General features: G+C 52.9%; 25 protein-coding genes and 1 pseudogene. 11 read left to right on the forward strand and 15 right to left on the reverse strand.

Features of this window, described 5'->3' with window-relative positions; all coding sequences use genetic code 11:
* Positions 1-76 precede the first annotated feature (76 nt).
* The 7 genes from ugpB to livK all read right to left on the reverse strand — a co-directional run bounded on the left by ugpB (position 77) and on the right by livK (position 6,889).
* A complete protein-coding gene (gene ugpB / locus OGY71_RS14625; RefSeq protein WP_003827583.1) occupies positions 77-1,393 on the reverse strand; it encodes a sn-glycerol-3-phosphate ABC transporter substrate-binding protein UgpB in 1,317 nt (438 codons plus the stop codon).
* Positions 1,394-1,639: 246 nt separating this feature from the next.
* Positions 1,640-1,921, reverse strand: coding sequence for a hypothetical protein (locus OGY71_RS14630; protein WP_063941400.1), 282 nt, complete (start codon positions 1,919-1,921; stop codon positions 1,640-1,642).
* Positions 1,922-2,022: 101 nt separating this feature from the next.
* The gene (gene livF, locus OGY71_RS14635) at positions 2,023-2,736 is read right to left on the reverse strand and encodes a high-affinity branched-chain amino acid ABC transporter ATP-binding protein LivF (RefSeq protein ID WP_003827581.1); all 714 of its coding nucleotides are present in this window, start codon (positions 2,734-2,736) and stop codon (positions 2,023-2,025) included.
* Between the two features lie 17 nt (positions 2,737-2,753).
* The gene (livG, locus tag OGY71_RS14640; RefSeq protein WP_003827578.1) at positions 2,754-3,521 is read right to left on the reverse strand and encodes a high-affinity branched-chain amino acid ABC transporter ATP-binding protein LivG; all 768 of its coding nucleotides are present in this window, start codon (positions 3,519-3,521) and stop codon (positions 2,754-2,756) included.
* On the reverse strand, positions 3,518-4,795 hold the full coding sequence (gene livM, locus OGY71_RS14645) for a branched chain amino acid ABC transporter permease LivM (protein ID WP_048215381.1): 1,278 nt from the start codon (positions 4,793-4,795) through the stop codon (positions 3,518-3,520). The genes livG and livM overlap by 4 nt, the downstream gene beginning before the upstream one ends.
* Positions 4,792-5,718, reverse strand: coding sequence for a high-affinity branched-chain amino acid ABC transporter permease LivH (gene livH, locus OGY71_RS14650; protein ID WP_003827575.1), 927 nt, complete (start codon positions 5,716-5,718; stop codon positions 4,792-4,794). Before livH ends, livM begins: the two co-directional genes overlap by 4 nt.
* 61 nt (positions 5,719-5,779) lie before the next feature.
* On the reverse strand, positions 5,780-6,889 hold the full coding sequence (gene livK, locus OGY71_RS14655; protein ID WP_003023433.1) for a high-affinity branched-chain amino acid ABC transporter substrate-binding protein LivK: 1,110 nt from the start codon (positions 6,887-6,889) through the stop codon (positions 5,780-5,782).
* 423 nt (positions 6,890-7,312) lie between these two features.
* Here livK and panM point away from each other — a divergent pair, with 423 nt between their 5' ends.
* Positions 7,313-7,696, forward strand: coding sequence for an aspartate 1-decarboxylase autocleavage activator PanM (gene panM, locus OGY71_RS14660; RefSeq protein ID WP_003827573.1), 384 nt, complete (start codon positions 7,313-7,315; stop codon positions 7,694-7,696).
* Positions 7,681-7,808 (forward strand): annotated as a pseudogene (locus tag OGY71_RS23320) (hypothetical protein). Before panM ends, OGY71_RS23320 begins: the two are co-directional and overlap by 16 nt.
* Before the next feature lie 83 nt (positions 7,809-7,891).
* Here the strand turns inward: OGY71_RS23320 and OGY71_RS14665 are convergent.
* The 5 genes from OGY71_RS14665 to ftsY all read right to left on the reverse strand — a co-directional run bounded on the left by OGY71_RS14665 (position 7,892) and on the right by ftsY (position 13,639).
* Complete coding sequence (locus tag OGY71_RS14665) at positions 7,892-8,995, reverse strand: branched-chain amino acid ABC transporter substrate-binding protein (RefSeq protein WP_286613441.1); 1,104 nt, start codon at positions 8,993-8,995, stop codon at positions 7,892-7,894.
* 270 nt (positions 8,996-9,265) lie between these two features.
* Positions 9,266-10,120: an RNA polymerase sigma factor RpoH gene (rpoH, locus tag OGY71_RS14670; protein ID WP_003023425.1), complete on the reverse strand. Its 855-nt coding sequence runs from the start codon at positions 10,118-10,120 to the stop codon at positions 9,266-9,268.
* A 270-nt stretch (positions 10,121-10,390) separates the two neighbouring features.
* A complete protein-coding gene (ftsX, locus tag OGY71_RS14675; protein WP_003837835.1) occupies positions 10,391-11,449 on the reverse strand; it encodes a permease-like cell division protein FtsX in 1,059 nt (352 codons plus the stop codon).
* Positions 11,442-12,110 (reverse strand): cell division ATP-binding protein FtsE, encoded by a 669-nt coding sequence (ftsE, locus tag OGY71_RS14680; RefSeq protein WP_003023420.1) that lies wholly within the window; start codon positions 12,108-12,110, stop codon positions 11,442-11,444. Before ftsE ends, ftsX begins: the two co-directional genes overlap by 8 nt.
* 2 nt (positions 12,111-12,112) lie before the next feature.
* The gene (gene ftsY, locus OGY71_RS14685; RefSeq protein ID WP_286613442.1) at positions 12,113-13,639 is read right to left on the reverse strand and encodes a signal recognition particle-docking protein FtsY; all 1,527 of its coding nucleotides are present in this window, start codon (positions 13,637-13,639) and stop codon (positions 12,113-12,115) included.
* 151 nt (positions 13,640-13,790) lie between these two features.
* On the opposite strand from ftsY, the gene rsmD reads away from it, so the two are divergent.
* A complete protein-coding gene (gene rsmD / locus OGY71_RS14690) occupies positions 13,791-14,387 on the forward strand; it encodes a 16S rRNA (guanine(966)-N(2))-methyltransferase (protein ID WP_003827565.1) in 597 nt (198 codons plus the stop codon).
* Positions 14,377-14,652, forward strand: a complete 276-nt coding sequence (locus OGY71_RS14695; protein WP_003023415.1) for a DUF1145 family protein — start codon at positions 14,377-14,379, stop codon at positions 14,650-14,652. The genes rsmD and OGY71_RS14695 overlap by 11 nt, the downstream gene beginning before the upstream one ends.
* A 99-nt stretch (positions 14,653-14,751) precedes the next feature.
* On the opposite strand, the gene OGY71_RS14700 is transcribed toward OGY71_RS14695, so the two are convergent.
* A complete protein-coding gene (locus tag OGY71_RS14700; protein ID WP_048236961.1) occupies positions 14,752-15,111 on the reverse strand; it encodes a DUF2500 domain-containing protein in 360 nt (119 codons plus the stop codon).
* A gap of 141 nt (positions 15,112-15,252) precedes the next feature.
* Between OGY71_RS14700 and OGY71_RS14705 the strand changes: the two genes are divergently transcribed.
* Both OGY71_RS14705 and zntA read left to right on the forward strand, forming a co-directional pair.
* Positions 15,253-15,879: a lysoplasmalogenase gene (locus OGY71_RS14705; protein WP_003827558.1), complete on the forward strand. Its 627-nt coding sequence runs from the start codon at positions 15,253-15,255 to the stop codon at positions 15,877-15,879.
* A 74-nt stretch (positions 15,880-15,953) separates the two neighbouring features.
* Positions 15,954-18,152: a Zn(II)/Cd(II)/Pb(II) translocating P-type ATPase ZntA gene (gene zntA, locus OGY71_RS14710; protein WP_286613443.1), complete on the forward strand. Its 2,199-nt coding sequence runs from the start codon at positions 15,954-15,956 to the stop codon at positions 18,150-18,152.
* 98 nt (positions 18,153-18,250) lie between these two features.
* Here the strand turns inward: zntA and tusA are convergent, their stop codons facing one another.
* Positions 18,251-18,496 (reverse strand): sulfurtransferase TusA, encoded by a 246-nt coding sequence (gene tusA / locus OGY71_RS14715; RefSeq protein WP_003827551.1) that lies wholly within the window; start codon positions 18,494-18,496, stop codon positions 18,251-18,253.
* Between the two features lie 168 nt (positions 18,497-18,664).
* Between tusA and OGY71_RS14720 the strand changes: the two genes are divergently transcribed.
* Entirely contained in the window at positions 18,665-19,330 is a 666-nt protein-coding gene (locus tag OGY71_RS14720) for a 7-cyano-7-deazaguanine/7-aminomethyl-7-deazaguanine transporter (RefSeq protein WP_003827549.1), read from the forward strand.
* Positions 19,331-19,402: 72 nt separating this feature from the next.
* Positions 19,403-19,960 carry a DcrB family lipoprotein gene (locus tag OGY71_RS14725; protein ID WP_003827547.1) on the forward strand — a complete coding sequence of 186 codons (558 nt, stop codon included), beginning with the start codon at positions 19,403-19,405 and terminating at the stop codon, positions 19,958-19,960.
* A 3-nt stretch (positions 19,961-19,963) separates the two neighbouring features.
* On the opposite strand, the gene OGY71_RS14730 is transcribed toward OGY71_RS14725, so the two are convergent.
* On the reverse strand, positions 19,964-21,181 hold the full coding sequence (locus OGY71_RS14730) for an MFS transporter (protein WP_003827545.1): 1,218 nt from the start codon (positions 21,179-21,181) through the stop codon (positions 19,964-19,966).
* A 133-nt stretch (positions 21,182-21,314) separates the two neighbouring features.
* Here OGY71_RS14730 and OGY71_RS14735 point away from each other — a divergent pair, with 133 nt between their 5' ends.
* The 3 genes from OGY71_RS14735 to OGY71_RS14745 all read left to right on the forward strand — a co-directional run bounded on the left by OGY71_RS14735 (position 21,315) and on the right by OGY71_RS14745 (position 24,339).
* A complete protein-coding gene (locus OGY71_RS14735) occupies positions 21,315-22,361 on the forward strand; it encodes an AI-2E family transporter (protein WP_003827543.1) in 1,047 nt (348 codons plus the stop codon).
* A gap of 470 nt (positions 22,362-22,831) precedes the next feature.
* On the forward strand, positions 22,832-23,209 hold the full coding sequence (locus tag OGY71_RS14740; RefSeq protein ID WP_122973906.1) for a hypothetical protein: 378 nt from the start codon (positions 22,832-22,834) through the stop codon (positions 23,207-23,209).
* 68 nt (positions 23,210-23,277) lie between these two features.
* Positions 23,278-24,339 carry a class I SAM-dependent methyltransferase gene (locus tag OGY71_RS14745; RefSeq protein WP_003827540.1) on the forward strand — a complete coding sequence of 354 codons (1,062 nt, stop codon included), beginning with the start codon at positions 23,278-23,280 and terminating at the stop codon, positions 24,337-24,339.
* Positions 24,340-24,376: the final 37 nt, after the last annotated feature.

Consider the following 24,376-nt stretch of genomic DNA (forward strand, 5'->3'; position numbering starts at 1 on the left):
TGCAAGCACCTCATCAGGCCTACAAACTACGAACTTGTAGGCCTGATAAGCGCAGCGCCATCCGGCACTTATACACTTAAGACTTGGTCGATTGCTCAAAGCGGCGCAGTAACTGATTGCCACGCTCAACGGCGGCATCCAGTGCCTGCTGCGGGGTTTTCTTCCCGGTCCAGACGCTTTCCAGCTCTTCATCCACAATAGTGCGGATCTGCGGCATATTGCCCAGACGCAGTCCTTTGGTGAATGGCAACGGCGGCTTGTTCAGCATCTGGCGGGTGGCGATATCAGCCCCAGGGTTCTTCTCATAGAAGCCCTGTTCACGGGTCAGGTCGTAGGCAGCGGTGGTGATCGGCAGATAGCCGGTCTTCTGGTGCCATTCGGCAGCAATTTCAGGCTTCGCCAGGAAGTTGAGGAACTGCGCCACGCCTTCGTAGGTTGCTTTATCTTTACCCTGCATCACCCACAGGCTGGCCCCACCGATAATCGCATTCTGCGGCGCGCCCTTCACATCGGCATCGTACGGCATCATCCCGACGCCATAATTGAATTTAGCGTAGTGGCGGATGTCGGCCAGCGAACCGGAAGAGGCGGTGGTAATGGCACAATCCCCGTTGTAGAACTTCTCAGTGGATTCGTCCTTACGCCCGAAGTAGCTGAAATCACCTTTTTTGTTCAGCTCTTCCAGCAGAGCGATGTGTTTCACCTGTTCCGGTTTATTGAACTCCAGCACCGCGTCAGTACCGTCAAAGCCATTGTTTTTGGTTGCTACCGGCAGACCGTTCCAGGCGCTGAAGTTTTCAATCTGAATCCATCCCTGCCAGCCGCTGGCGTAACCGCACTTCATGCCTGCGGCTTTCAGCTTCGCGGTGTACTCCGCCAGATCCTGCCAGGTTTTCGGCGGCTGCTCCGGGTCTAAACCGGCTTTTTTGAAGGCATCTTTGTTGTAGTACAGCACCGGAGTGGAGCTGTTAAACGGCTGGGAGAGCAAGTGTCCGCTTTTAGAGTCGGTGTAGTAACCGGAAACGGTCGGTACGAACTGAGACTCATCGAAGTTAATGCCAGCCTCTTTGAATACTTCATAGACCGGTTTAATGGCTTTTGAGGCCATCATGGTTGCCGTGCCCACTTCATAAACCTGCAGCAGCGCAGGCGCGTTTCCGGTACGGAAAGCAGCAATTCCTGCACTCAGGCTCTGCTCATAGTTGCCTTTGTACTGCGGAACAATTTTGTAGTCGGGATTGGCTGCATTAAAACGTTGCGCCAGTGAATCAACTTCTTTACCCAGTTCGCCTTCCATTGAGTGCCAGAACGGGATAGTGGTGACCGCCAGTGCCTGACCTGCAAATGCCAGGCTAAGTGCCAGTCCTAAAGCTGTATGTCGTAACGATATCATCGGTTATCTCTCTTGTTGTGCCGGATGCGCGATATCACGCGTTTTATGCTCGCGGGGGTAACATGACATGCTCGAATGACAGAAAAATAACTTTTTTATTACAAAAAAAGATAGTAAGGCGACAAACAGATGGCAAGGCGGTGAAAGCGTAGTGACAGGAAAATGCGGGGTGGTGCACAACAAAGCCGGATATCGCTATACCTTCTCCGGCCTGGATGGCGTTATCTGCTGCTCCAGCAAGGAAGATTAATCCCGACGCCAGCGTCGTTCATATTCATTCTGTAAACGCTGCTGCTCTCGCCGCTCACGTTCACGTTGGATATCCGATTTATCATCATCCCAGCCTGGGCATACCGAGCTGGTAAACACTTCGCAGGGCGAGTCGGATTGCGCTAACGGGTTGTCCGGTTTCTCTTCCCAGATAGAGGGATCGCGCGGGTCAAACGCTGGCGGTGTTGAGGCCTGGGTGGTTAGTGAAAGCGTCAAAAACAAACTGCCAATCATCATGCAGGTACCTGAACGAATCATCCTTTCTCCATGTTCATTTTTATTATTGATAACTATTCTCAATAATAACATAGAGCAATAAAAAGGGGCCACAGCAGGCCCCTTGTCTATTCAGAGAATGATTAACCGCCCAGATACGCGCTTCGCACCGCTTCGTTAGCCAGTAGCGCATCACCGGTGTCTTCCAGCACCACATGACCGTTTTCCAGCACGTAGCCGCGATCGGCGAGCTTCAGCGCCTGGTTAGCGTTCTGTTCGACAAGGAAGATGGTCATCCCCTGTTCGCGCAGCTGTTCGATGGTGTTAAAAATCTGCTGGATGATAATCGGCGCCAGACCCAGCGACGGTTCATCAAGCAGCAGCAGCCTCGGCTGGCTCATCAGCGCACGGCCTATCGCCAGCATCTGCTGTTCACCGCCGGACATCGTTCCCGCACGTTGAATACGACGTTCATGCAGACGGGGAAACAGGTCATACACCCATTTGATGCGTTCCTGAAACTGGTCCTTTTCGGCAAAGAAGCCGCCCATCGCCAGGTTCTCTTCCACCGTCATACGGGAAAACACGCGACGCCCTTCCGGCACAATCGCTACCGCTTCGCGCATGATTTTCGCCGTCTGCCAGTCGGTAATGTCTTTACCATCAAAGACGATTCGCCCACTGGTCGCTCGCGGGTCGCCACACAATGTGCCGAGCAGCGTGGTTTTTCCCGCACCGTTGGCACCAATCAGAGTAACGATTTCACCCTGGTTGATATACAAGCTGACGTCGTGCAGCGCCTGTATTTTGCCGTAGTGGGCGTTGACTTTGTCGAACGATAACATCGCTTTATCCATATTAAGCCTCGCCCCCATTATGCTTCACCTAAATAGGCGCGGATAACATCCGGGTTATTACGAATCTGTTCCGGCGTCCCATTCGCCAGCGGCGTGCCCTGGTTCACCACGTAAATACGGTCAGAAATCCCCATCACCAGCTTCATGTCGTGCTCAATCAACAAAATGGTGGTGTTGTGATGGTTACGCAGTTCAGCAATCAGCTCGTCCAGCTCTTTGGTCTCTTTCGGGTTGAGTCCAGCAGCGGGTTCGTCGAGCATCAGGATTTCCGGCTGGGTCACCATGCAGCGGGCAATTTCCAGACGACGCTGATCGCCATAGGCCAGGTTACTGGCCTGACGGTTAGCATGCTCCAGCAAGCCAATACGCGCAAGCCAGGTGGCGGCGCGATCCAACGCTTCACTCTGCGCGCGACGGAACGACGGGGTTTTCAACAGGCCGGAGAAGACGCCGGTTTTCAGTTGCTGATGTTGCGCCACCAGCAGGTTTTCAATCACCGTCATTTCGCGAAACAGACGCACGTGCTGGAAAGTACGTACCACCCCCATACGCGCGATTTGCTGACCCGGCAGCCCTTCCAGGTGCTGGTCGCGCAGCTTAATCGTCCCGCCGGTCGGCTTATAAAAACCAGTCAGACAGTTAAAGACCGTGGTTTTCCCCGCACCGTTCGGGCCGATTAACGAAACGATCTCCTGCGGTCGCAGTTCCAGTTCAACGTTGTTTACCGCCAGCAGACCGCCGAAGCGCATCATCAGGCCGTTAACGGATAATAATGGCTGACTCATGCCTGCTCTCCTTTTGCTTCCCCGTTTTTCAGCTTCAACTGTGGACGGGTCATCGGCAACAAGCCCTGCGGACGCCAGATCATCATCAGTACCATTAAACCACCCAGCATTAACATGCTGTATTCGTTGAAATCACGCATCAGTTCGCGTGACACCACCAGCAGGATAGCTGCGAGGATGACCGCAAACTGCGAGCCCATTCCGCCCAGTACCACAATCGCCAGCACAAAGGCCGACTCGGCAAAGGTGAAGGATTCCGGGCTGACGAAGCCCTGGCGCGCGGCAAACAGCGTACCGGCAAAACCGGCAAACGCGGCGCTGATGGTAAAGGCTGTCAGCTTGATACGCGTAGGGTTTAAGCCCAGAGAACGACAGGCAATTTCATCTTCACGCAGCGCTTCCCACGCACGACCCAGCGGCATACGCAGCAAACGGTTGATAACAAACAGCGAGAAGACCACCAGCAGCAGCGCCACCAGATAGAGGAAAATGACGCGGTCAGACGGATCGTACTTGACGTTAAAGAAGTTGCTGAAGGTATCCCAGCCGCCTTCACGGGCGGTACGGCTGAACTCCAGACCGAAAAAGGTCGGTTTCGGGATCTGGCTAATACCGTTTGGACCGCCGGTTACTTCGGTGTTGTTGAGCAGCAGGATGCGGACGATTTCGCCGAAGCCTAAGGTCACAATCGCCAGATAATCACCGCGCAGGCGCAGTACCGGGAAGCCGAGCAGGAAGCCCGCAGCAGCGGAAACCAGTCCCGCCAGCGGCAGACAGGTCCAGAAGCCGAGTCCATAATAGTGGTTCAGCAGCGCGAAGGTGTAAGCGCCGATGGCATAGAAGCCGCCGTAGCCCAGCACCAGCAGGCCGGAAAGCCCCACCACCACGTTTAAGCCGAGGCCGAGGATGATATAAATCATCGTCAGCGTGGCGATATCCACCGTACCGCGTGACACCATAAACGGCCACGCCACGGCAATCACCAGCAGCGCCACCAGGAACAGTTTCTGTTTAACGGTGGAGCCGTCAATCGCCGGCAGAATAAATTTCGGTCCGGAGACGCTCTTCAGGCCTTTCTGGAAGGCTGGACGCAGCAGTTGGAAAAGAAAGACCACGCCAGTGCCGATAAATACCCACTGCCAGCGGATATCCGCGGCGGTATCGACCACCAGCTTGGTACCGTCCAGCTCTAACTGAACGCCCATAAAGACGCCCGCCAGGACGAAGAACATAGCGGCAGAGAGCAGCGCCATTGCAAAATGCATCGGTTTCATACTTTCTCTACCTCCGGGCGACCCAGAATACCGGTCGGCATCACCAGCAGCACCAGAATCAGCAGCGCGAATGAAACGACGTCTTTGTATTCAGTACTCAGATAAGCAGAGGAGAGCGCTTCCGCAACGCCCAGAATCAGGCCGCCGATCATCGCGCCAGGAATACTGCCAATACCGCCCAGTACCGCCGCGGTAAAGGCTTTCATCCCGGCCATAAAGCCGATGTAAGGGTTAATTACGCCATAGAACTGACCGAGCAGCACGCCCGCTACCGCCGCCATTGCCGCGCCAATCACAAAGGTCAGCGCAATCACGCGATCGGTGTTAATGCCGAGCAGGCTGGCCATCTTCAGGTCTTCGGCACAGGCACGGCAGGCGCGGCCCATACGGGAGTAACGGATAAACAGCGTCAGCGCCAGCATCGCCAGGAAGGTTACGATCCAGATAACCAACTGCATGGTGGTGATGGAAGCAGAGAAGTTATCGCTACTGCCGACAGTCCACTGGCCATTAAACAGGCTGGGCAGCGCCACGTCGCGCGAACCTTCCGTCAGGCTGACGTAGTTTTGCAGGAAGATGGACATCCCGATAGCGGAAATCAGCGCGATCAGGCGCTTGGAGCTGCGCACGGGCCGATACGCCACGCGTTCAATGCTCCAGCCATAGGCGCTGGCAATCACAATCGCGCCGACGAAGCCCGCCGCGACCAGTAGCCAGCTGGAATCGATGCCCATCATCATTAGCGCTGCGATGATCATAAAGGAGACATAGCTGCCGATCATATATACCTCGCCGTGGGCGAAGTTGATCATGCCGATAATGCCGTACACCATCGTGTAACCGATGGCGATCAGCGCGTAGGTGCTTCCCAGCGTGACGCCGTTAAACATCTGCTGCAAGAAATAGAGGAACTGCTCGGACATAAGGTAACCTTTTTAAACCCGCCCGTTTTGCACGGGCGGTGGGATAACTCGTCTTCAGGTATTACTTCGCGACGGTCGAAGAACCGTCTGCATGCCACTGGAAGACACCAAACTCAAATCCCTTCAAATCGCCTTTTTCGTCCCATTTCAGCGGCCCAATCACGGTATCAGCCCCGTGTGCTTTCAGATCTTTCACCAGGTCCAGCGGCTCTTTGCTACCGCTTCGATCCATTGCTGTCGCCAATGACTGGACGGCTGCATAAGTGATCCACACGTATGGTCCGGTTGGATCTTTCTTGTCAGCTTTGAGCGCATCGACGATAGCTTTATTCGCCGGATCCTGGTCATAGCGTTTTGGCATGGTTACCAGCATGCCTTCAGCAGCATCACCGGCGATATTAGACAGCGACGCATTGCCGACGCCCTCAGGTCCCATAAACTGGGTTTTCAGCCCGACGGAACGCGCCTGACGCAGCATTTGCCCCATTTCCGGGTAGTAGCCACCGTAATAAACAAAGTCGATATTTTCTTTTTTCAGGCGAGCGATCAGCGCAGAAAAATCTTTTTCCCCGGCGGTGATACCGTCAAAGAAAACGATGTTGGCTTTGCCCGCTTTCAGGCTGTCCTGCACCGAACGCGCCAGACCTTCACCGTATTGCTGTTTATCGTGAATGATGGCGATACGCTGTGGCTTCACCTTCTCCAGAATGTATTTCGCGGCAGTCGGCCCCTGAGAGGAGTCCAGACCCGCTGTACGCATAATGTGAGCGTAACCGCGCTGGGTCAGTTCCGGGTTTGTGGCACCCGGAGAAATCATCAGAATGCCTTCATCTTCATAGATATCTGATGCGGGCTGCGTGGAAGATGAGCACAGATGTCCAATAACGTACTGAATACCGTCATTGACGATTTTGTTCGCGACCGCAACGGCCTGTTTCGGATCGCAGGCGTCGTCATATTCCACAGCGACCAGTTTGTCGCCTTTGACCCCGCCTTTAGCATTGATATCTTTAATGGCCTGACGTGCGCCATTAAATTCCATATCGCCCCACTGCGCGACCGGACCTGACATCGCGCCGACAACAGCGACCTTGATATCTTCCGCCATGACCGCGTGTGACATTGCCAGTGCTATCACCCCTGCGATGATTGTTTTCGCATTCCGTTTCATTACCTGAATCCCCATTCGTGACGTAATTAATATTTTGTATTTATGTGGTTAAAAAGCAGTCTGTGCTTTTTTTGAACTACACTATTTTTACCAGTCTCATTAATGGCTTAGCGCAGTTTTTTAAGCAAAATCAGGCTAAAATCTCTATTTTTCAGTCGATTAAGAAAAGATAATATTCTGCTTTTCACTATAGATAAACAAAAAAAAGCACGTTTGTCAGCATAAAATAACGGTACAAAGAGCCGAATAAAATGCTGCATTCCAGGGTATTATTCTGCCTGTTTTTCAATCTCTACGGTTTCAAACTGTCATTACCGTTGTTACAAAATTATTAATCTGGTTATTCACATAAAAAAGAGAAAGCATCCGGGCGAATTATTTCGGTACACTCATTCCATCTTTTGTGATTTGGACATGCTGTTAATGAAGCTGACCATCGTTCGTTTAGATAACTTTAGCGACCAGGACCAGATTGATCTGGGCAAAATCTGGCCGGAATATTCCGCCTCATCGTTAAGCGTAGATGAAACGCACCGGATCTACGCCGCACGCTTTAACGAGCGTCTGTTAGGCGCAGTTCGCGTAACCCTGAGCGGCACGCAAGGTGCATTAGATTCATTGCGCGTACGCGATATCACCCGCCGTCGCGGCGTCGGGCAGTATTTGATCGAAGAAGTCATCCGGGAAAACCCTGACGTGAGTTCATGGTGGATGGCCGACGTCGGCGTCGAAGACCGCAGCGTGATGGCCGCGTTTATGCAGGCGTTAGGGTTTACAGCCCAGGAGAATGGCTGGGAAAAAAGATAAAAAAGCCGGATGGCGCTGACGCTTATCCGGCCTACATGCTGGGAGCAAAAAATAAAAAACCACCTCGCAATTTTCCAAGAATTTCACGTTGCAGGAAGGCGGCAAGTTATGAAGTCCCCGGGAGCTTACATAAGTAAGTGACCGGGGTTGAATAACGTAGCCAACGCATCTGCAGCGCGAAAGGCACCTGGAAAATTATTTGGCGTCGGTCGCCGTCCCGTTTGCATGCCAGTCAAACACACCGAATTCGAAGCCTTTCAGATCGCCCTTCGCATCCCATGACAGCGGCCCCATTACGGTTTCCACTGAGTTTGCTTTCAGGTATTTGGCAATTTCAGCCGGGTCGTCAGACTGGTTCAGACCGGCCTGCAAGGATTGCAGCGCGGCATAAGTGGTCCATACGAATGCACCGCTCGGATCCTGTTTCTTGGCTTTGATCGCGTCCACAATCGGTTTGTTCGCCGGAACCTGATCGTAGTTCTTCGGTTTCGTTACCAGTAAGCCTTCTGCAGACTCACCCGCGATGTTAGACAGCGACACGTTCGCTACCCCTTCTGGTCCCATAAACTGGGTTTTCAGACCCGCAGCGCGTGCCTGGCGCAGAATCTGCCCCATTTCCGGGTGGTAACCACCGTAGTAAACGAAATCGATATTCTCTTTCTTCAGGCGCGCTACCAGCGTCGAGAAGTCTTTTTCACCGGCGGTGATCCCGTCGAAGAACACCACGTCAGCGTTGGCTTTCTTGAGGTTGTCCTGCACGGAACGCGCCAGGCCTTCACCGTACTGTTGTTTGTCGTGAACGATCGCAATGCGCTTCGGCTTCACTTTTTCAACGATATATTTGGCAGCGGTTGGTCCCTGATCGGAATCCAGACCGGTGGTACGCATCACCAGGTTATAACCGCGCGCGGTCAGCTCCGGCGCCGTTGCCGCTGGGGTGATCATCAGAATGCCTTCGTCTTCATAGATATCTGACGCAGGCTGAGTGGAAGACGAGCACAGGTGGCCGATAACATATTTAATCCCGTCGTTGACCACTTTGTTAGCTACCGCTACCGCTTGTTTCGGGTCACAGGCATCGTCATATTTCACCATGACCAGTTTGTCGCCTTTCACGCCGCCTTTGGCGTTGATATCTGCAATCGCCTGCTCTGCGCCAGTAAATTCCTGATCGCCATACTGCGCTACCGGACCGGACATCGCGCCGACGACGGCAACTTTAATATCCTTAGCAAACGCCATATTGCTCAAAGACAGGGCGATACATCCTGCCAAAAACGCTTTACCCTTCATATTCATCCTGACAATCCCCATTATTGTGGTTATTACGTGTGTTGTGATGTTGTTGTTCAGCACTTTATTTCGATTATTGGATAGCCACCCGTGCTTTAGCAGCATACTCTGCTAAAACATACCCGATTTTTATTATTTTGGAATAGCTAAATTTGACATGCAGATAACAACTTGATGACAAAAAGCTTAAACGTCAGGAGAGAGGGGAAGAGATAAAAACAAAAAACCCCGGATTTTCATCCAGGGTTTATCAGCATTTCCAGTTCGGCTGGAAGATTACGCTTCGATCGCCGCGCGCAGTTTTTTCATGGCGTTCTTTTCAAGCTGACGAACACGTTCAGCGGAAACGCCGTAGCGATCGGCCAGTTCCTGCAACGTCGACTTGTTGTCTTCGTCCAGCCAACGGGCACGAATGATGTCCTGGCTACGCTCGTCCAGACCTTCCATTGCGTGAGTCAGTTTGTTCGCGGCCTGATCTTCCCAATTATCTTCTTCAATGCCGTCGGCAAAGTTAGAAGATTTATCCTGCAGATACAGCACCGGGGCCATCGGCTGGCTGTCAGACTCGTCGTCTGAAGACATGTCAAACGTCATGTCCTGCGCCGCCATACGGGATTCCATTTCGCGCACGTCTTTGCTGGAAACACCCAGCTCGCGAGCAACCATTTCAACTTCGTCCTGGTTAAACCAGCCCAAACGCTGCTTGGTTTTACGCAGGTTAAAGAACAGCTTACGCTGTGCTTTGGTGGTCGCAACTTTAACGATACGCCAGTTACGCAGAACGTATTCGTGGATCTCAGCTTTGATCCAATGCACGGCGAAGGAAACCAGGCGCACACCCACTTCCGGGTTGAAACGGCGCACGGCTTTCATCAGGCCGATATTACCTTCCTGAATCAGATCCGCCTGCGGCAGGCCATAACCCGCATAATTACGAGCAACATGAACAACAAAGCGCAGGTGAGACAGGATCAGCGTTTTAGCTGCTTCCAGATCGCCCTGGTAATGCAGCTTTTCAGCCAGTGCCCGCTCCTCGTCAGCCGACAACATCGGCCACGCGTTCGCAGCCCGGATGTAAGATTCCAGGTTACCAACAGGGGCTAAAGCTAAATTTTGCATTTCTTTGGTCATTCAAATCCTCTCAATCTTTTCATCTGGCGCATTGGCTAAAAACTAATTAACAAAAACCAGTAGCAACAACCATGCCAGAGCTTATGAGCAACGAGAATATCATTCAATCTTTTATCAGACAGTGATTTTATCCACAAGTTCCATGTCGTAATGTGTATAGATTACGCACAAAATGTGACATCACAATGAATACGCCGGGAAGAGATCACAGGGACTCTTTCCCTGCAGAGCGAACTACTCAGTGCAGGGAAAGATTATACCAGAGATTTTTTAATCGGGGGTAAAGTGGCGTAAATGTTGAACCGTGGCAAGCCAGGCTGCCACCCAGCCAATCATTGAGCACACCAGCAGCAATAACAGGCACTCATCGAATGATAAGCCATTGATATCAAACTTGGTTCCAAATACCTGTGCCACCTCAGTCACCGCTGACGACAGACGCATCACCAAAATTTCTGACAAAATCAGTGAAAGAAATGCACCGGAAAAACCGAGCAGTGCACCGCCGTAGAGGAACGGACGCAGGATAAATCCATCCGTCGCGCCAATCAGTTTTTGCACGTTAATGGTATCGCGACGCGCAAAAATACTCAGCCGCACGCTGTTACCGATGACGAGGAAGACCGCCGCCACCATCAGCACGCCAATCATCGCGGAAACGCGTCCGACAAGGCCCGTCAGCGCCGCCAGGCGAGCGAACCAGCTGTCATCCATTCGCACTTCATCAATACCGTTGATTTGTGCGATGCGGTCACGCAGCGTGTTCAGCGACTCCGTACCCTGAAAGTCCAGTTTCGGGATAACAACCGCCACGGCCGGAAGCGGGTTCTCTTCCAGCATATCCAGCGCGCCGCCAAAGCCAGACCAGTTGCGGAATTCACCCAGCGCGTCGTCACGAGAAAGATAATTCACTTTCTCCACGCCCTGCTCGGCCTGCAACTGACCAACCACCCGCGCCGCCGCATCATCATCCAGCGTTTTTTGCAGGTAAACGGTGATCTGCGGAGACGGATAATACTGGCTTGCCGCATGGTTTACGTTCTTATAAACCATGTAGCATACGCTTGGCAGCGTCAGGGAGATGGCAATGACCATCACCGTCAGAAACGTCGCCAGCGGCTTGCTTTTCAGGTCCTGTAACGCGCCCTGAAACGCATAACGTACCTGCTCGTTAAAGACATTGGTTTTACGCGAATTCGGCTTTGGCGCGGCTTTCGCACGCTTTGGCGCGTTGCGACCGCCGTCACCCGGCGCACCGCCCGATTTACGAAAGCGATCCAGTCGGCCACCGAACTGTTTGATTTGGTTAATAGCGTCACGTCTATTCATGCGCCAGGCCTCCATGCAGATGTCCATCGCTCAGAACCATTTGGCGATAGGAGCGACGGGAGATCAGGCCAATATCGTGCGTGGCCATTAATACCGTGACCCCGACGCGGTTAAACTCTTCGAACAGGCGAAGGATCCCTTCTGACAGCGCGTCATCCAGGTTCCCCGTTGGTTCATCCGCCAGCAGCACCGCAGGTTTGTTCACCACCGCACGGGCGATGCCGACGCGTTGTTGTTCACCGCCGGAGAGCTGAATCGGGAAGTTTTTCGCTTTGTCCAACAGCCCGACCTTATCCAGCGCCGCTGACACGCGACGACGAATATCGTCCCCGCTGGCACCCGCGATGATTAGCGGGATTGCCACGTTGTCAAACACGGTTCTGTCCATCAACAGGTGGTGATCCTGAAAAATCATGCCAATCTGACGACGCAGAAACGGCACTTCACGGTTTTTCAAACGGCTGATGTCATGCCCGCTAAAGTAGATTTTCCCGGCGCTGGGCCGTTCAATTCCACAAATCAGCTTCAGCAGGGTACTTTTCCCCGCGCCGGAGTGGCCGGTCAGAAACGCCATCTCGCCAGGCTGCATATGGAAGGTCACTCCCTGCAGCGCTTGTCTCCCACCGAGATAGGCCTTGCTGACATGTTCAAAGCGAATCATTGTTAATCCTCTCGGGCAAAAAGTGCCTCTATAAAATCGTCCGCTTTAAACGGACGTAAATCCTCGATACGTTCGCCCACACCGATATAGCGGATAGGGATGCCAAACTGATCGGCTACCGAGAAGATAACCCCGCCCTTCGCCGTACCATCCAGCTTGGTCAGGGTGATACCGGTTAAGCCCACCGCTTCATGGAACAGTTTGGCCTGGCTTATCGCATTCTGCCCGGTGCTGGCGTCGATAGTCAGCATAACTTCATGCGGCGCATCTTCGTCCAGCTTCTTCATGACGCGAACGATTTTTTTCAATTCTTCCATCAGGTGCGATTTATTCTGCAAACGCCCTGCGGTATCAGCGATCAGCACGTCTACGTTACGCGCCTTCGCCGCCTGGATGGCATCAAAGATAACGGACGCGGAATCCGCGCCAGTATGCTGAGCAATCACCGGGATGTTGTTACGCTGACCCCAAACCTGCAGCTGTTCTACTGCCGCCGCACGGAAAGTATCACCTGCCGCCAGCATTACCGATTTACCCTGCTGCTCAAACTGACGCGCCAGCTTACCAATAGTGGTGGTTTTGCCCACGCCGTTGACGCCAACCATTAAGATAACAAATGGTGTTTTGCCATCAACATTCAGCGGTTCGTCAACCTTCGCCAGAATCTCGCCCATCTCTTCTTTCAACAGACCGTACAGCGCTTCCGCATCTTTAAGCTGCTTGCGGCTGGCGCCTTCCGTCAGATTCGCAATGATTTTGCGGGTCGTTTCTACACCCACATCAGCGATCAGCAGTTGCTCTTCCAGCTCTTCAAACAGATCATCGTCGATCTTTTTACCACGGAACAGACTGATAAATCCGGAACCGAGGTTTTCTTTTGTTTTCAGCAGGCTGCGTTTCAGGCGCGCAAAGAAACCTTCTTTGGTTGGTTTTTCCTGCTCCTGGACCACCTCTTCTTCTACCGGTTCTTCTACAGCAGGTTCTTCTACCGGCACCACCATAACTGCTTCTTCAGCAGCCTCAGCGGCCAGCGCCTGTGCTTCCAGATCTTCGTCGGTCAGCTGCGGTTCGTTTTCAGCTTCTTCTTCAGCCGCCTCAACGATTTCCACGGTTTCCGCTTCGGCCTGCCACTCTTCGGCAGAAACTTCTTCAGTTTTCACCTCTTCCGGCAGCGGCAATTCTTCGCGTTCGATAACCACCGCTGCTGGCGTTTCCACTACAGTTTCAGCAACGGGTTCAGCAACCGGCTCAATCTCCGGCTGCACTTGTTCGCCGACAGGTTCTTCTTCCGGCTGCAGTTTTTCGATTTCCGCAACCTGTTCAGTTACTTCAACGACTTCAGCTGCAAAGGCTTGCGTTTCAGCCTCGCTACGGGTTTCCTCGACGTGCGGTTGTTCGTCAACGACGGTAGTTTCTTCAGCAACCGGTTGTTGTTCTTCGTTTTTTACTTCTGTCTCGTTTTCCGGTGCCTGCTCTTTTTGACCAAAGCCCAGCCAGGAAAAAAAGCCACGTTTTTTCTCTTTCGCCATTTGCGACTACACTCCCCCGCTGTTGCTTCATGGCACAGCGTCAACGCTATGTACATAGCAGCTAAAAAAATGATGAAATAGTCTATCACTTAACTTAACTCACATCACCGCCTGGAATGACATGCTATAGGCGGATTGAGCAATAATAGAAATGAAAAAACCGAATCACTCTGGTAGCGGCCAGATCCGCATTATTGGCGGGCAATGGCGTGGCCGTAAACTCCCGGTTCCGGACAGTCCCGGCCTGCGTCCGACCACTGACCGTGTGCGCGAAACGTTGTTTAACTGGCTGGCCCCGGTAATGGTCGATGCTCACTGTCTGGACTGCTTCGCCGGCAGCGGCGCGCTGGGGCTGGAAGCCCTCTCTCGCTATGCGGCAAATGCGACGCTTCTGGAGATGGATCGCGCGGTATCTCAGCAGCTACAAAAGAATCTCGCCACGCTAAAAGCCTCCCATGCCCGCGTCGTCAATACCAATACGCTGACATTTTTGGCTCAGGCAGGTACGCCGCATAACGTGGTATTTGTTGACCCGCCGTTTCGCAAAGGATTACTGGAAGAAACATTAACTCTTCTGGAAACTCATGGCTGGCTGGCAAATGAAGCGTATATTTACGTTGAAAGCGAAGTAGAAAACGGCTTACCGCCGGTTCCGGTGAACTGGTCGCTATACCGTGAGAAAGTCGCCGGACAGGTCGCCTATCGCCTGTACCAACGTGAAGCACGAGGAGAGCACGATGCTGATTAACCTGGGACGCCTGCTGATGCTGTGCGTCTGGGCATTTTTACTACTGAATATTTTCCAACCCTTTCCACGCCCGCTTAACATCTTCGTTAACGTCGCACTGATATTTATGGTGCTGATGCATGGCATGCAGCTGGCGCTGCTAAAAAGCACCATGCCTAAAGATGGCCCGCAGATGACCAACGGAGAGAAAATCCGTATTTTTCTGTTCGGCGTCTTTGAGCTACTGGTGTGGCAGAAGAAGATTAAAGATCAGTTGAAGAAGTAGCTGTGATCTTTTCGCCCGGCGGCACGTTGCGGGCCGGGGCGAAAAATCTGTAGGCCGGATAAGGCGTAAGCCGCCATCCGGCATCATTCAGATGACACCTTAGCGTTCAAGCGTAAAATCAACAAATCGCGAACCTTTGTAACTCAGCGTGCCTTTATCCCCGACCGTTAACGCGTGGTACTGCTGCGCATCAAGACGAAACGTCTGCTCCATCCCCCCGTTTTGTGGCTTAAAGCTGGCTTCATAGCGCATGCTGGTTCCTGCCGGGCTCACTTCCTGCTGGCGGGATCGCCGATCGTTTAGAGGTTTTTCCCGTTTATTACTTACCACCACCTGCTTTTGCACCAGCGGCGCCGCATCATTATCGGCTTTTTCTCGCCGCTGCTGAACAAAGCGAAACGACGCAGCGACAACGATTAAGACAATGATAACAATGAAAAAAAGTGGTGGTTTGCTCATATTATTAACCCATCAGAAAATGCGGAAATAAGCATACATCGCCTGTTATGGTGTTGTCATCTGGCTGTGTCGACCTCTACACTGGACAGTAGAGCCGTGAGCACCCCGCTTACGAAAAAATAACGAATTCAAGGAACTAAGATGCTTTGGTCGTTTATCGCTGTCTGTCTTTCCGCATGGTTGTTCGTGGATGCTTCCTATCGTGGACCTGCCTGGCAACGCTGGGTCTTTAAGCCCCTGACGTTACTCCTGCTGGCGCTGCTGGCCTGGCAGGCGCCAATGTTTAACGCTATCAGCTATCTGGTGCTGGCTGGCCTGCTTGCCTCGCTGCTGGGCGATGCGCTGACGCTGTTACCGCGCCAACGCCTGCTGTACGCCGTGGGGGCATTCTTCCTGTCGCATCTGCTTTATACCATTTACTTCGCCAGCCAAATGACGCTGTCGTTCTTCTGGCCTTTGCCGTTGGTGCTGGTAGTGCTGGGGGCGTTGCTGATCGCCGTGATCTGGACGCGTCTGGAAGAGCTGCGTGTCGCTATCTGCACCTTTATCGGCATCACGCTGATGATGGTCTGGATGGCCGGTGAGCTGTGGTTCTTCCGCCCGACCGCCCCGGCGCTGTCGGCATTTATGGGCGCATCCCTCCTGTTCATCGGCAACATTGTCTGGCTGGGTAGCCATTACCGTCGCCGCTTCCGCGCCGATAACGCCATTGCCGCCGCCTGCTACTTCGCCGGACATTTCCTGATTGTTCGTTCGTTGTATCTTTAAAACGCTTGACTCTGGAGTCGACTCCAGAGTGTATCCTCCGGTTAATACGAAATGATTATCAACCGGAGGATGCCATGTCGACACCCGATACCCGTGGCAAAAAAGTCCCACAATTCTCTTCTTTCAAGCCAGCGCCTGCACCACAAAAGGCGGATGACTGCTGCTGCGAAGGAAGCTGCTCCACTACACCAACCGTATCCGATACCGTAATAGGTACCCGCTATTCCTGGAAAGTGGCAGGCATGGACTGCGCAGCTTGCGCCCGCAAAGTAGAGAATGCGGTCCGCCAGGTCAGCGGCGTCAACCAGGTCCAGGTTCTGTTCGCCACTGAAAAACTGGTGGTCGATGCCGGTTCCGATATCCGCCAGCAAGTTGAAAACGCGGTGCAAAAAGCAGGCTATACCCTGCGCGATGAGCACACGACGGACGCCGCCCCCGAGTCACGTTTTAAAGAAAACCTGCCGCTGATTTCGCTGATTATTATGATGGCGATTAGCTGGGGGCTGGAGCAGTTCAATCATCCTTTCGGTCAGATAGCGTTTATCGCCACCACGCTGGTCGGACTGTATCCCATTGCCCGTCAGGCCCTGCGTCTGATGAAAACCGGCAGCTACTTTGCCATTGAAACGCTGATGAGCGTCGCCGCCATTGGTGCACTGTTTATCGGCGCGACGGCGGAAGCCGCTATGGTGCTGCTACTGTTTTTAATTGGCGAGCGTCTGGAAGGATGGGCCGCCAGCCGCGCCCGTAAAGGGGTCAGCGCTCTGATGGCGCTCAAACCGGAAACCGCCACACGCCTGCGTAACGGCGAACGCGAAGAGGTGGCTATCAATACCCTCCGGCCTGGCGATGTTATTGAAGTTGCCGCGGGTGGGCGTTTACCTGCCGACGGCAAACTGGTCTCCGGCTTTGCCAGCTTTGATGAGAGCGCCCTGACCGGCGAATCGATCCCGGTTGAACGCGCCACCGGCGAGAAAGTCCCAGCGGGTGCCACCAGCGTGGATCGTCTGGTAACGCTGGAAGTGCTCTCAGAACCGGGTGCCAGCGCCATTGACCGTATTCTGAAACTGATTGAAGAAGCGGAAGAACGCCGCGCCCCCATTGAGCGCTTCATTGACCGTTTCAGCCGAATTTATACCCCAGCTATTATGGCGGTTGCGCTGCTGGTCACCCTCGTACCGCCACTGCTGTTTGCCGCATCCTGGCAGGAGTGGATTTACAAAGGGCTGACGCTGTTGCTGATTGGCTGTCCTTGCGCTCTGGTGATTTCAACCCCCGCAGCCATTACTTCTGGTCTTGCCGCCGCGGCACGTCGTGGCGCGTTAATCAAAGGCGGGGCCGCGCTGGAACAGTTGGGTAGAGTCACTCAGGTGGCGTTTGATAAAACCGGCACCCTGACCGTCGGTAAACCACGCGTCACGGCGATTCATCCGGCAAGCGGTATTGGTGAGGCTGAATTGCTGGCACTGGCGGCAGCGGTAGAGCAAGGCGCGACGCACCCGCTGGCACAAGCAATTGTTCGGGAAGCACAAACGCGCGAGCTGTCTATTCCTGTCGCAAAAGAGCAACGGGCGCTGGTTGGCTCTGGAATTGAAGCGCTGGTCAACGGCGAACGCGTACTGATTTGCGCCGCCGGTAAGCAGCCTGCCGATGCCTTTGCCGGGCAGATTAGCGAGCTGGAAAGCGCGGGCCAAACGGTGGTGTTGGTGCTGCGTAACGATACCGTTCTCGGCGTACTGGCCTTACAGGACACGCTGCGCGATGACGCTCGCAGCGCCATCAGCGAGCTTAATCAGATTGGCGTGAAAGGGGTGATCCTGACCGGTGATAACCCGCGTGCGGCCGCCGCCATTGCCGGTGAACTGGGCCTCGAATTCAAAGCAGGACTCTTGCCAGAAGATAAGGTGCAGGCCGTTACCCATCTTAACCAACAGTCGCCGCTGGCGATGGTCGGCGACGGCATCAACGACGCTCCGGCAATGAAAGCGGCCACAATTGGTATTGCGATGGGAAGCGGGACCGACGTCGCGCTGGAGACCGCCGATGCCGCTCTGACCCACAACCGTCTGCGTGGTCTGGTGCAAATGATTCAGCTGGCGCGGGCTACCCACGCCAATATTCGCCAGAACATTGCGATTGCGCTGGGCCTGAAGGGGATTTTCCTCGTCACCACGCTGCTCGGGATAACCGGACTGTGGCTGGCGGTGCTGGCGGATACGGGGGCGACGGTGCTGGTGACCGCGAACGCGCTGCGGTTGTTGCGTAAAGGGTAGTGCCTGTTTCTCGCCTGATGGCGCTTCGCTTATCAGGCCTACAGGTTACTCAGTCTTTATAGGCCGGAGAAGCGTTAGCGCCATCCGGCATGACAAGATTACTGCCCTTTGCGCACTAAATAACGGTACGGCAGCGAGTCGGTCTCTTTGGCCACCAGCTCATGTTCCATAAAGGTACAGAAGCCAGGAATATCGCGGGTTGTTGCCGGATCGTCGGCGACAATCAGCAGCGTTTCACCGGCCTGCATGCCGCGTACGGTTTTACGCACCATCATTACCGGTTCCGGGCAGCGCAGCCCCTGGGCATCAAGAGTATGGTCGGGGGAAGTAAACAGGTCGCTCATCGTCGTCTCATTTATACAAAAACGGCGTTATTTTACGCTCTGTTGTGGCGTAAGCCAATCAGGTTAACGATTGCGTGAAAAACAACCATTGCAATGTGCTCTTAAAGCAGTATCATGCGACGGTTTTTTATTGGGTTCCCTCACCCCATCCAACAAAAAGGTCACAATATGACTCCGTTTACACAAACTCAGCGCGTAAAAGCGTTGTTCTGGCTATCGCTATTTCATCTGCTGGTGATCACCTCCAGCAACTATCTGGTGCAGCTTCCAATCTCCATTTTTGGTTTCCATACCACATGGGGCGCGTTTAGCTTTCCGTTTATTTTCCTCGCGACCGACCTGACCGTGCGTATTTTTGGCGCGCCGCTGGCTCGACGTATCATCTTTGCGGTTATGATCCCCGCGCTGCTGATCTCCTATGTCGTTTCATCACTGTTCTATATGGGATCGTGGCAAGGATTCGGCGCACTGCTGCACTTTAACCTGTTTGTCGCCCGTATCGCCGCCGCCAGCTTTATGGCCTACGCGCTGGGACAAATTCTGGATGTGCATGTCTTTAACCGCCTGCGTCAGAACCGTCGCTGGTGGCTGGCACCGACGGCGTCCACGCTGTTTGGCAATATCAGCGATACGTTGGCCTTCTTCTTTATCGCTTTCTGGCGTAGCCCGGATGCCTTTATGGCCGAGCACTGGATGGAAATCGCACTGGTCGATTACTGCTTCAAAGTGCTGATCAGCATTATTTTCTTCCTGCCAATGTATGGCGTGCTGCTGAATATGTTACTGAAAAGGCTGGCAGATAAATCTGAAATCTCTGCATTGCAGACGAGTTAAAGGTTCATTTTCCGAGTTGTGATAAGATGGACGAATGAGCCGTTATGGCCGTTTATCGAAAGGAAGAAGTCAATGCGCAATCTGGTTAAATATGTCGGTATTGGCCTGCTGGTTATGGGGCTTGCGGCCTGTGATAATAGCGATACAAAAGCGCCAGCCGAGGGTGCTGCCGCAGAAAGTAACGCCACCGGACAACCGGTCAGCCTGCTGGACGGCAAACTCAGTTTTTCCCTGCCAGCTGATATGACCGATCAGAGCGGCAAGCTGGGCACCCAGGCGAACAATATGCACGTATATTCTGACGCAACCGGCCAGAAAGCGGTGATTGTGATTGTTGGCGACAACACCAACGAAGATCTGGCTGTGCTGGCAAAACGTCTGGAAGATCAGCAGCGTAGCCGTGACCCGCAGCTGCAGGTCGTCACCAATAAATCTATTGAGCTGAAAGGCCACACGTTGCAGCAGTTAGACAGCATCATCTCGGCCAAAGGCCAGACCGCATACTCTTCAGTGGTGTTGGGTAAAGTGGACAACCAACTGCTGACGCTGCAAATCACGCTGCCTGCTGACGATCAGCAAAAAGCGCAGACTACTGCAGAAAACATCATTAACACGCTGGTTATCCAGTAACGGTTAAGACGATGACGCGGCCTCCGGTGACACCACCTGAGGCCGTTTTTTTAACCGCCAGGTCAGCAATAACGCCACCGCTACCAGCCCTGCCGCCGCCAGATAGATAACGGGCACACCCGCCCACGTCATGACCAGCCCGGCCAGCGGCCCGGTAACCCCCAGCGATAAATCCATAAACACCGTGTAGGTCGCCAGCGCAGCGCCCTGATTTTGCTGAGGAACGGCTTTTACCGCCACCACGCCCAGCGCCGGGAAAACCAGTGAGAACCCAGCCCCGGCCAGCAGAACGCCGATTTTCGCCATCCACGGCATCGAAGCCATCCCGACCAGTAACAGCCCGACAATCTCGACGCTAAAGCAGATCATCGCCACATTCAGCCCGCCTAAACGGTTGATACCATTTGGGAACAACAAACGAGTACCGACAAAAGTGCAGCTAAAAAGCGTCAGCGCGAATGCGGCGCCATCCCAGCCTTTGGCATCATAGAACAAGGTAATGAAGGTAGCGATTACCCCAAATCCAGCGGAGGCCAGGGCCAGCGCCATGCCATACAACCAGACGCGCCCAAGCACCGCGCGAAATGGCAACGGTTTGCCTTTGCTGGCCTTAACCGCCGGACGAGGGAGCGCCAGCAGGATTGCCAACAGTGCCACGCCCATCACGGTCAGCGCCAGCCCCTGTAAGCCACCCCAGGCATAAAACAGAACACCCAGCGGCGCGCCTATCGCCATCGCGCCATAGGTCACGATGCCATTCCAGGAAATCACCCGTCCGATGTGCATTGAGCCAACCACCCCCACGCCCCACAGCGTAGAGCCGGTCCCGGCAAAGCTTTGCCCGATCCCGAGAATCACGCGCCCCAGACATAGCAGCAGCAGACTGGCCAACGGCCAGCCGTTCGTTGATCCCGCCAGTAAATAGCCCAGGCCACTTAAAAAGCAGCCGCACAGCCCAAATACCACAATTTTCTTTGGCCCCAGCAGATCGGCATAGCGACCGGCATGCGGACGGCTCAGCAGCGTAGCGAAATATTGCAGGCTGATGACCAGCCCAGCCCAGAAAGCGCTAAATCCCATTACATCATGGACGTAGCCAGGCAACACCGCGAGCGGCAGGCCGATGGTCAGGTAGCTGGCGAAGTTAAACATCACCACAGAAACAATACGCAGGTTCAGGCGTAAACCGCTAAGCGTCGGTTCAGCGACGGGTTCGGGCATGGAGGGTCACCACGTTTTCACAACAGTGTTTCATTTCTACCATGTTGCAGAGCAGAAAGCAGTAGCCAGTTTAGGAATATCAGTCGCAAGCCAGCCGCTACACTTAATGCAAAAACGCAAACAGGAAGAAGACATGATAACCACCCAGCCCGATAAAACGGGTTTGCACATTTTGCTCAAACTGGCCGCTCTGGTGGTGATCCTCGCAGGTATCCATGCTGCGGCGGATATCATTGTGCAGCTGCTGCTGGCCCTCTTTTTTGCCATTGTATTGAATCCACTTGTCACCTGGTTTATCCGCCGGGGAGTCGGTCGCCCAATCGCTATTACCTTAGTCGTGGTGGTGATGCTGATCGTTCTTACGGCGTTGGTTGGCGTGCTGGCGTCATCAATCACTGAATTCATGGACCTGCTGCCAAAATACAATAAGGAGCTAACGCGCAAGGTTCTGTATTTGCAAGAGATGGTGCCTTTTCTGAATCTGCATATGTCCCCGGAGCGCATGCTGCAACGCATGGACTCTGACAAGCTGATGACCTTCACAACCACGCTGATGACGAGTCTTTCTGGTGCCATGGCTAGCGTCTTTCTGCTGGTGATGACGGTAGTTTTTATGCTGTTTGAGGTGCGTCATGTCCCCTATAAGATGCGTTTTGCGTTGAATAATCCGCAAATCCACATTGCGGGGCTACATCGGGCGCTGAAGGGCGTGTCACACTATCTGGCGCTGAAAACGCTGCTCAGCTTATGGACCGGTGCCATAATCTGGCTGGGACTGGCACTGATGGGGATTCAGTTTGCTCTGATGTGGGGTGTACTGGCATTCCTGTTGAACTACGTGCCCAACATTGGCTCGGTCATTTCCGCCGTCCCGCCCATGATCCAGGCACTGCTATTTAATGGCATTTACGAATGCGTGCTGGTTGGCGCACTGTTTCTGGTGGTGCATATGGTGATTGGCAACATTCTCGAACCCCGAATGATGGGGCATCGGCTGGGATTATCGACGCTAATCGTCTTCCTCTCTCTGTTGGTATGGGGATGGCTGCTCGGTCCGGTCGGCATGTTGCTCTCCGTGCCGTTAACCAGCGTATGTAAAATCTGGATGGAAACGACCACAGGCGGCAGCAAACTGGCCATTTTGCTGGGGCCAGGCAGGCCCAAAAGTCGGCTTCCCTGAAAAACTACCAACCGAGGTAGTTTTTATATTTTTATATGACCGTTAAAATGACGCCAACGTAGTTATATATAGAAGCTTATCTTAAATAAAGAGTGAAAGGGATTTCATTCTTTATAAAGAAAATACATAAGCCAAGATGATGGTTTCTTTGCCAAAACGCATAAAAAAAATGAATCCCCCCAAAGCATTTAACGTAAACTATCTACTTATCTTTAAAGGTTATTTTATTTGATACATTTTCTCTAAAAATCTATACTTCTCGCCAATGATGATGCTGAAAAATTTCCGTTGAAGAAAGTCCTGGGGTATTACTATCCGGTCATCTCATTACCTTGCTACCAATCATATGAAATAAAATGCTAATTTAGCTTAAATATAATCATAGGCAATACAAGGTGCCCATGATTTCGGAGTTTATTATTTAACACGTATAAACGGTACTTTGATAGGGAGCTTTAATGAAACAGTATATTAAGTGGTTTGCGGCCATTGCCGTTGTCGGTGCTCTGGCGGGTTGCGCACGTACTGCGCCGATTGATCAAGTTCATACCAGTGTGAGCGCGGGACATACTCAGGACCAGGTTAAAACCGCGATCCTTAAAGCCGGTATTCAACGCCAATGGGTCATGTCTGAAGCCGGACCAGGTGTTATTAAAGCTCGCCAACAAACCCGCGATCATGTGGCTGAAGTCCGTATCACTTATACCGCCACCAGCTATGACATCAAATACGACAGCAGCCTCAACCTGCAGGCCTCTGGTGGAAAAATTCACAAAAACTATAACCGCTGGGTACGCAATCTGGATAAAGACATCCAGCTTAATCTGTCAGCCGGTGCCAATCTGTAATTATGCCTAAAGTCGGGCCGAAAAGGCCCGATACTCTTATTATCTGCCATTTAACAGGTTGTCCCCACATGTACGAACAGGATTCGCTTAGCGCACTGGATGCCATTACTGAAGCACAACGTATCGCCTTTGCCCCTATGCTTTTTCAAACCGCGTTGTGTCTGCGAAATGCGGGAGTACTCACCTGGCTAGACAAGCAAGGTAAACGCGGCGCCACGCTCGACGAAATTACCGAAAACAGCACCATCAACGAATATGCCGCCAGCATCCTGTTGGATATGGGGTTAAGTGGGCGAATCATTACCCACAAAGAAGGATATTATTACCTCGCTAAAGTCGGTCATTTTCTTTTACATGACACGATGACGCGCGTGAATATGGACTTCACTCAGGATGTTTGCTACCAAGGATTGTTCTATCTTGAAAATGCGTTGAAAGATGGAAAACCCGCGGGACTAAAAATTTTTGGCGACTGGCCAACAATCTATCCTGCGCTATCACAATTACCGCTGGCTGCGCGTGAAAGTTGGTTTGCTTTTGATCATTACTATTCAGATGGCGCATTTGATGCCGCATTGCCATATGTATTCGCCAGCGCCCCTGCAACCCTGTACGATGTCGGCGGAAATACCGGAAAATGGGCATTACGTTGTTGTCAGCATGATGACAATATTACAGTCACCCTCTTAGATTTGCCGCAACAAATTGCACTTGCCCGCGAAAATATAGAAAATGCAGGATTATCTCATCGCATAAATTTCCATGCTGTGGATATGCTTAGCGACTCGCCTTTACCTGACGGCGCTGATATCTGGTGGATGAGTCAATTCCTGGACTGTTTTTCCCCGGAACAAATTATCGCTATGCTAAGCAACGTTGCTCGGGTGATGAAGCCAGGCGCGAAGCTGTGCATTATGGAGCTGTTTTGGGATGCCCAAAAATTTGAGGCTGCCTCATTTAGCCTGAATGCGTCTTCGCTTTATTTTACCTGTATGGCGAATGGCAACAGCCGTTTCTACAGCGTAGAGAAGTTTTATCACTATCTGAATCAGGCAGGTTTTCAGGTAGATGAACGCCACGATAACTTAGGTGTTGGGCATACTTTATTGATATGTCAGAAGAAAAAATAAGAAACAATCGGAACAACCGATTTACCGCGGATACGCG

The sequence above is a fragment of the Citrobacter sp. Cpo109 genome (assembly GCF_030332565.1).
GTDB lineage: Bacteria > Pseudomonadota > Gammaproteobacteria > Enterobacterales > Enterobacteriaceae > Citrobacter > Citrobacter portucalensis.

What these genes read in the sequence shown, in the direction of transcription:
- livF (WP_003827581.1), bottom strand. Translation starts at nt 2,736, where the DNA reads ATGGATAAAGCGATGTTATCGTTCGACAAAGTCAACGCCCACTACGGC.
- OGY71_RS14630 (WP_063941400.1), bottom strand. Translation starts at nt 1,921, where the DNA reads ATGATTCGTTCAGGTACCTGCATGATGATTGGCAGTTTGTTTTTGACG.
- livH (WP_003827575.1), bottom strand. Translation starts at nt 5,718, where the DNA reads ATGTCCGAGCAGTTCCTCTATTTCTTGCAGCAGATGTTTAACGGCGTC.
- OGY71_RS14725 (WP_003827547.1), top strand. Translation starts at nt 19,403, where the DNA reads ATGCGCAATCTGGTTAAATATGTCGGTATTGGCCTGCTGGTTATGGGG.
- rpoH (WP_003023425.1), bottom strand. Translation starts at nt 10,120, where the DNA reads ATGACCAAAGAAATGCAAAATTTAGCTTTAGCCCCTGTTGGTAACCTG.
- OGY71_RS14705 (WP_003827558.1), top strand. Translation starts at nt 15,253, where the DNA reads ATGCTTTGGTCGTTTATCGCTGTCTGTCTTTCCGCATGGTTGTTCGTG.
- OGY71_RS14745 (WP_003827540.1), top strand. Translation starts at nt 23,278, where the DNA reads ATGTACGAACAGGATTCGCTTAGCGCACTGGATGCCATTACTGAAGCA.
- tusA (WP_003827551.1), bottom strand. Translation starts at nt 18,496, where the DNA reads ATGAGCGACCTGTTTACTTCCCCCGACCATACTCTTGATGCCCAGGGG.
- OGY71_RS14665 (WP_286613441.1), bottom strand. Translation starts at nt 8,995, where the DNA reads ATGAATATGAAGGGTAAAGCGTTTTTGGCAGGATGTATCGCCCTGTCT.
- ugpB (WP_003827583.1), bottom strand. Translation starts at nt 1,393, where the DNA reads ATGATATCGTTACGACATACAGCTTTAGGACTGGCACTTAGCCTGGCA.
- livG (WP_003827578.1), bottom strand. Translation starts at nt 3,521, where the DNA reads ATGAGTCAGCCATTATTATCCGTTAACGGCCTGATGATGCGCTTCGGC.
- rsmD (WP_003827565.1), top strand. Translation starts at nt 13,791, where the DNA reads ATGAAAAAACCGAATCACTCTGGTAGCGGCCAGATCCGCATTATTGGC.
- OGY71_RS14700 (WP_048236961.1), bottom strand. Translation starts at nt 15,111, where the DNA reads ATGAGCAAACCACCACTTTTTTTCATTGTTATCATTGTCTTAATCGTT.
- OGY71_RS14695 (WP_003023415.1), top strand. Translation starts at nt 14,377, where the DNA reads ATGCTGATTAACCTGGGACGCCTGCTGATGCTGTGCGTCTGGGCATTT.
- OGY71_RS14735 (WP_003827543.1), top strand. Translation starts at nt 21,315, where the DNA reads ATGATAACCACCCAGCCCGATAAAACGGGTTTGCACATTTTGCTCAAA.
- ftsE (WP_003023420.1), bottom strand. Translation starts at nt 12,110, where the DNA reads ATGATTCGCTTTGAACATGTCAGCAAGGCCTATCTCGGTGGGAGACAA.
- OGY71_RS14720 (WP_003827549.1), top strand. Translation starts at nt 18,665, where the DNA reads ATGACTCCGTTTACACAAACTCAGCGCGTAAAAGCGTTGTTCTGGCTA.
- ftsY (WP_286613442.1), bottom strand. Translation starts at nt 13,639, where the DNA reads ATGGCGAAAGAGAAAAAACGTGGCTTTTTTTCCTGGCTGGGCTTTGGT.
- OGY71_RS14730 (WP_003827545.1), bottom strand. Translation starts at nt 21,181, where the DNA reads ATGCCCGAACCCGTCGCTGAACCGACGCTTAGCGGTTTACGCCTGAAC.
- zntA (WP_286613443.1), top strand. Translation starts at nt 15,954, where the DNA reads ATGTCGACACCCGATACCCGTGGCAAAAAAGTCCCACAATTCTCTTCT.
- panM (WP_003827573.1), top strand. Translation starts at nt 7,313, where the DNA reads ATGAAGCTGACCATCGTTCGTTTAGATAACTTTAGCGACCAGGACCAG.
- livM (WP_048215381.1), bottom strand. Translation starts at nt 4,795, where the DNA reads ATGAAACCGATGCATTTTGCAATGGCGCTGCTCTCTGCCGCTATGTTC.
- livK (WP_003023433.1), bottom strand. Translation starts at nt 6,889, where the DNA reads ATGAAACGGAATGCGAAAACAATCATCGCAGGGGTGATAGCACTGGCA.
- ftsX (WP_003837835.1), bottom strand. Translation starts at nt 11,449, where the DNA reads ATGAATAGACGTGACGCTATTAACCAAATCAAACAGTTCGGTGGCCGA.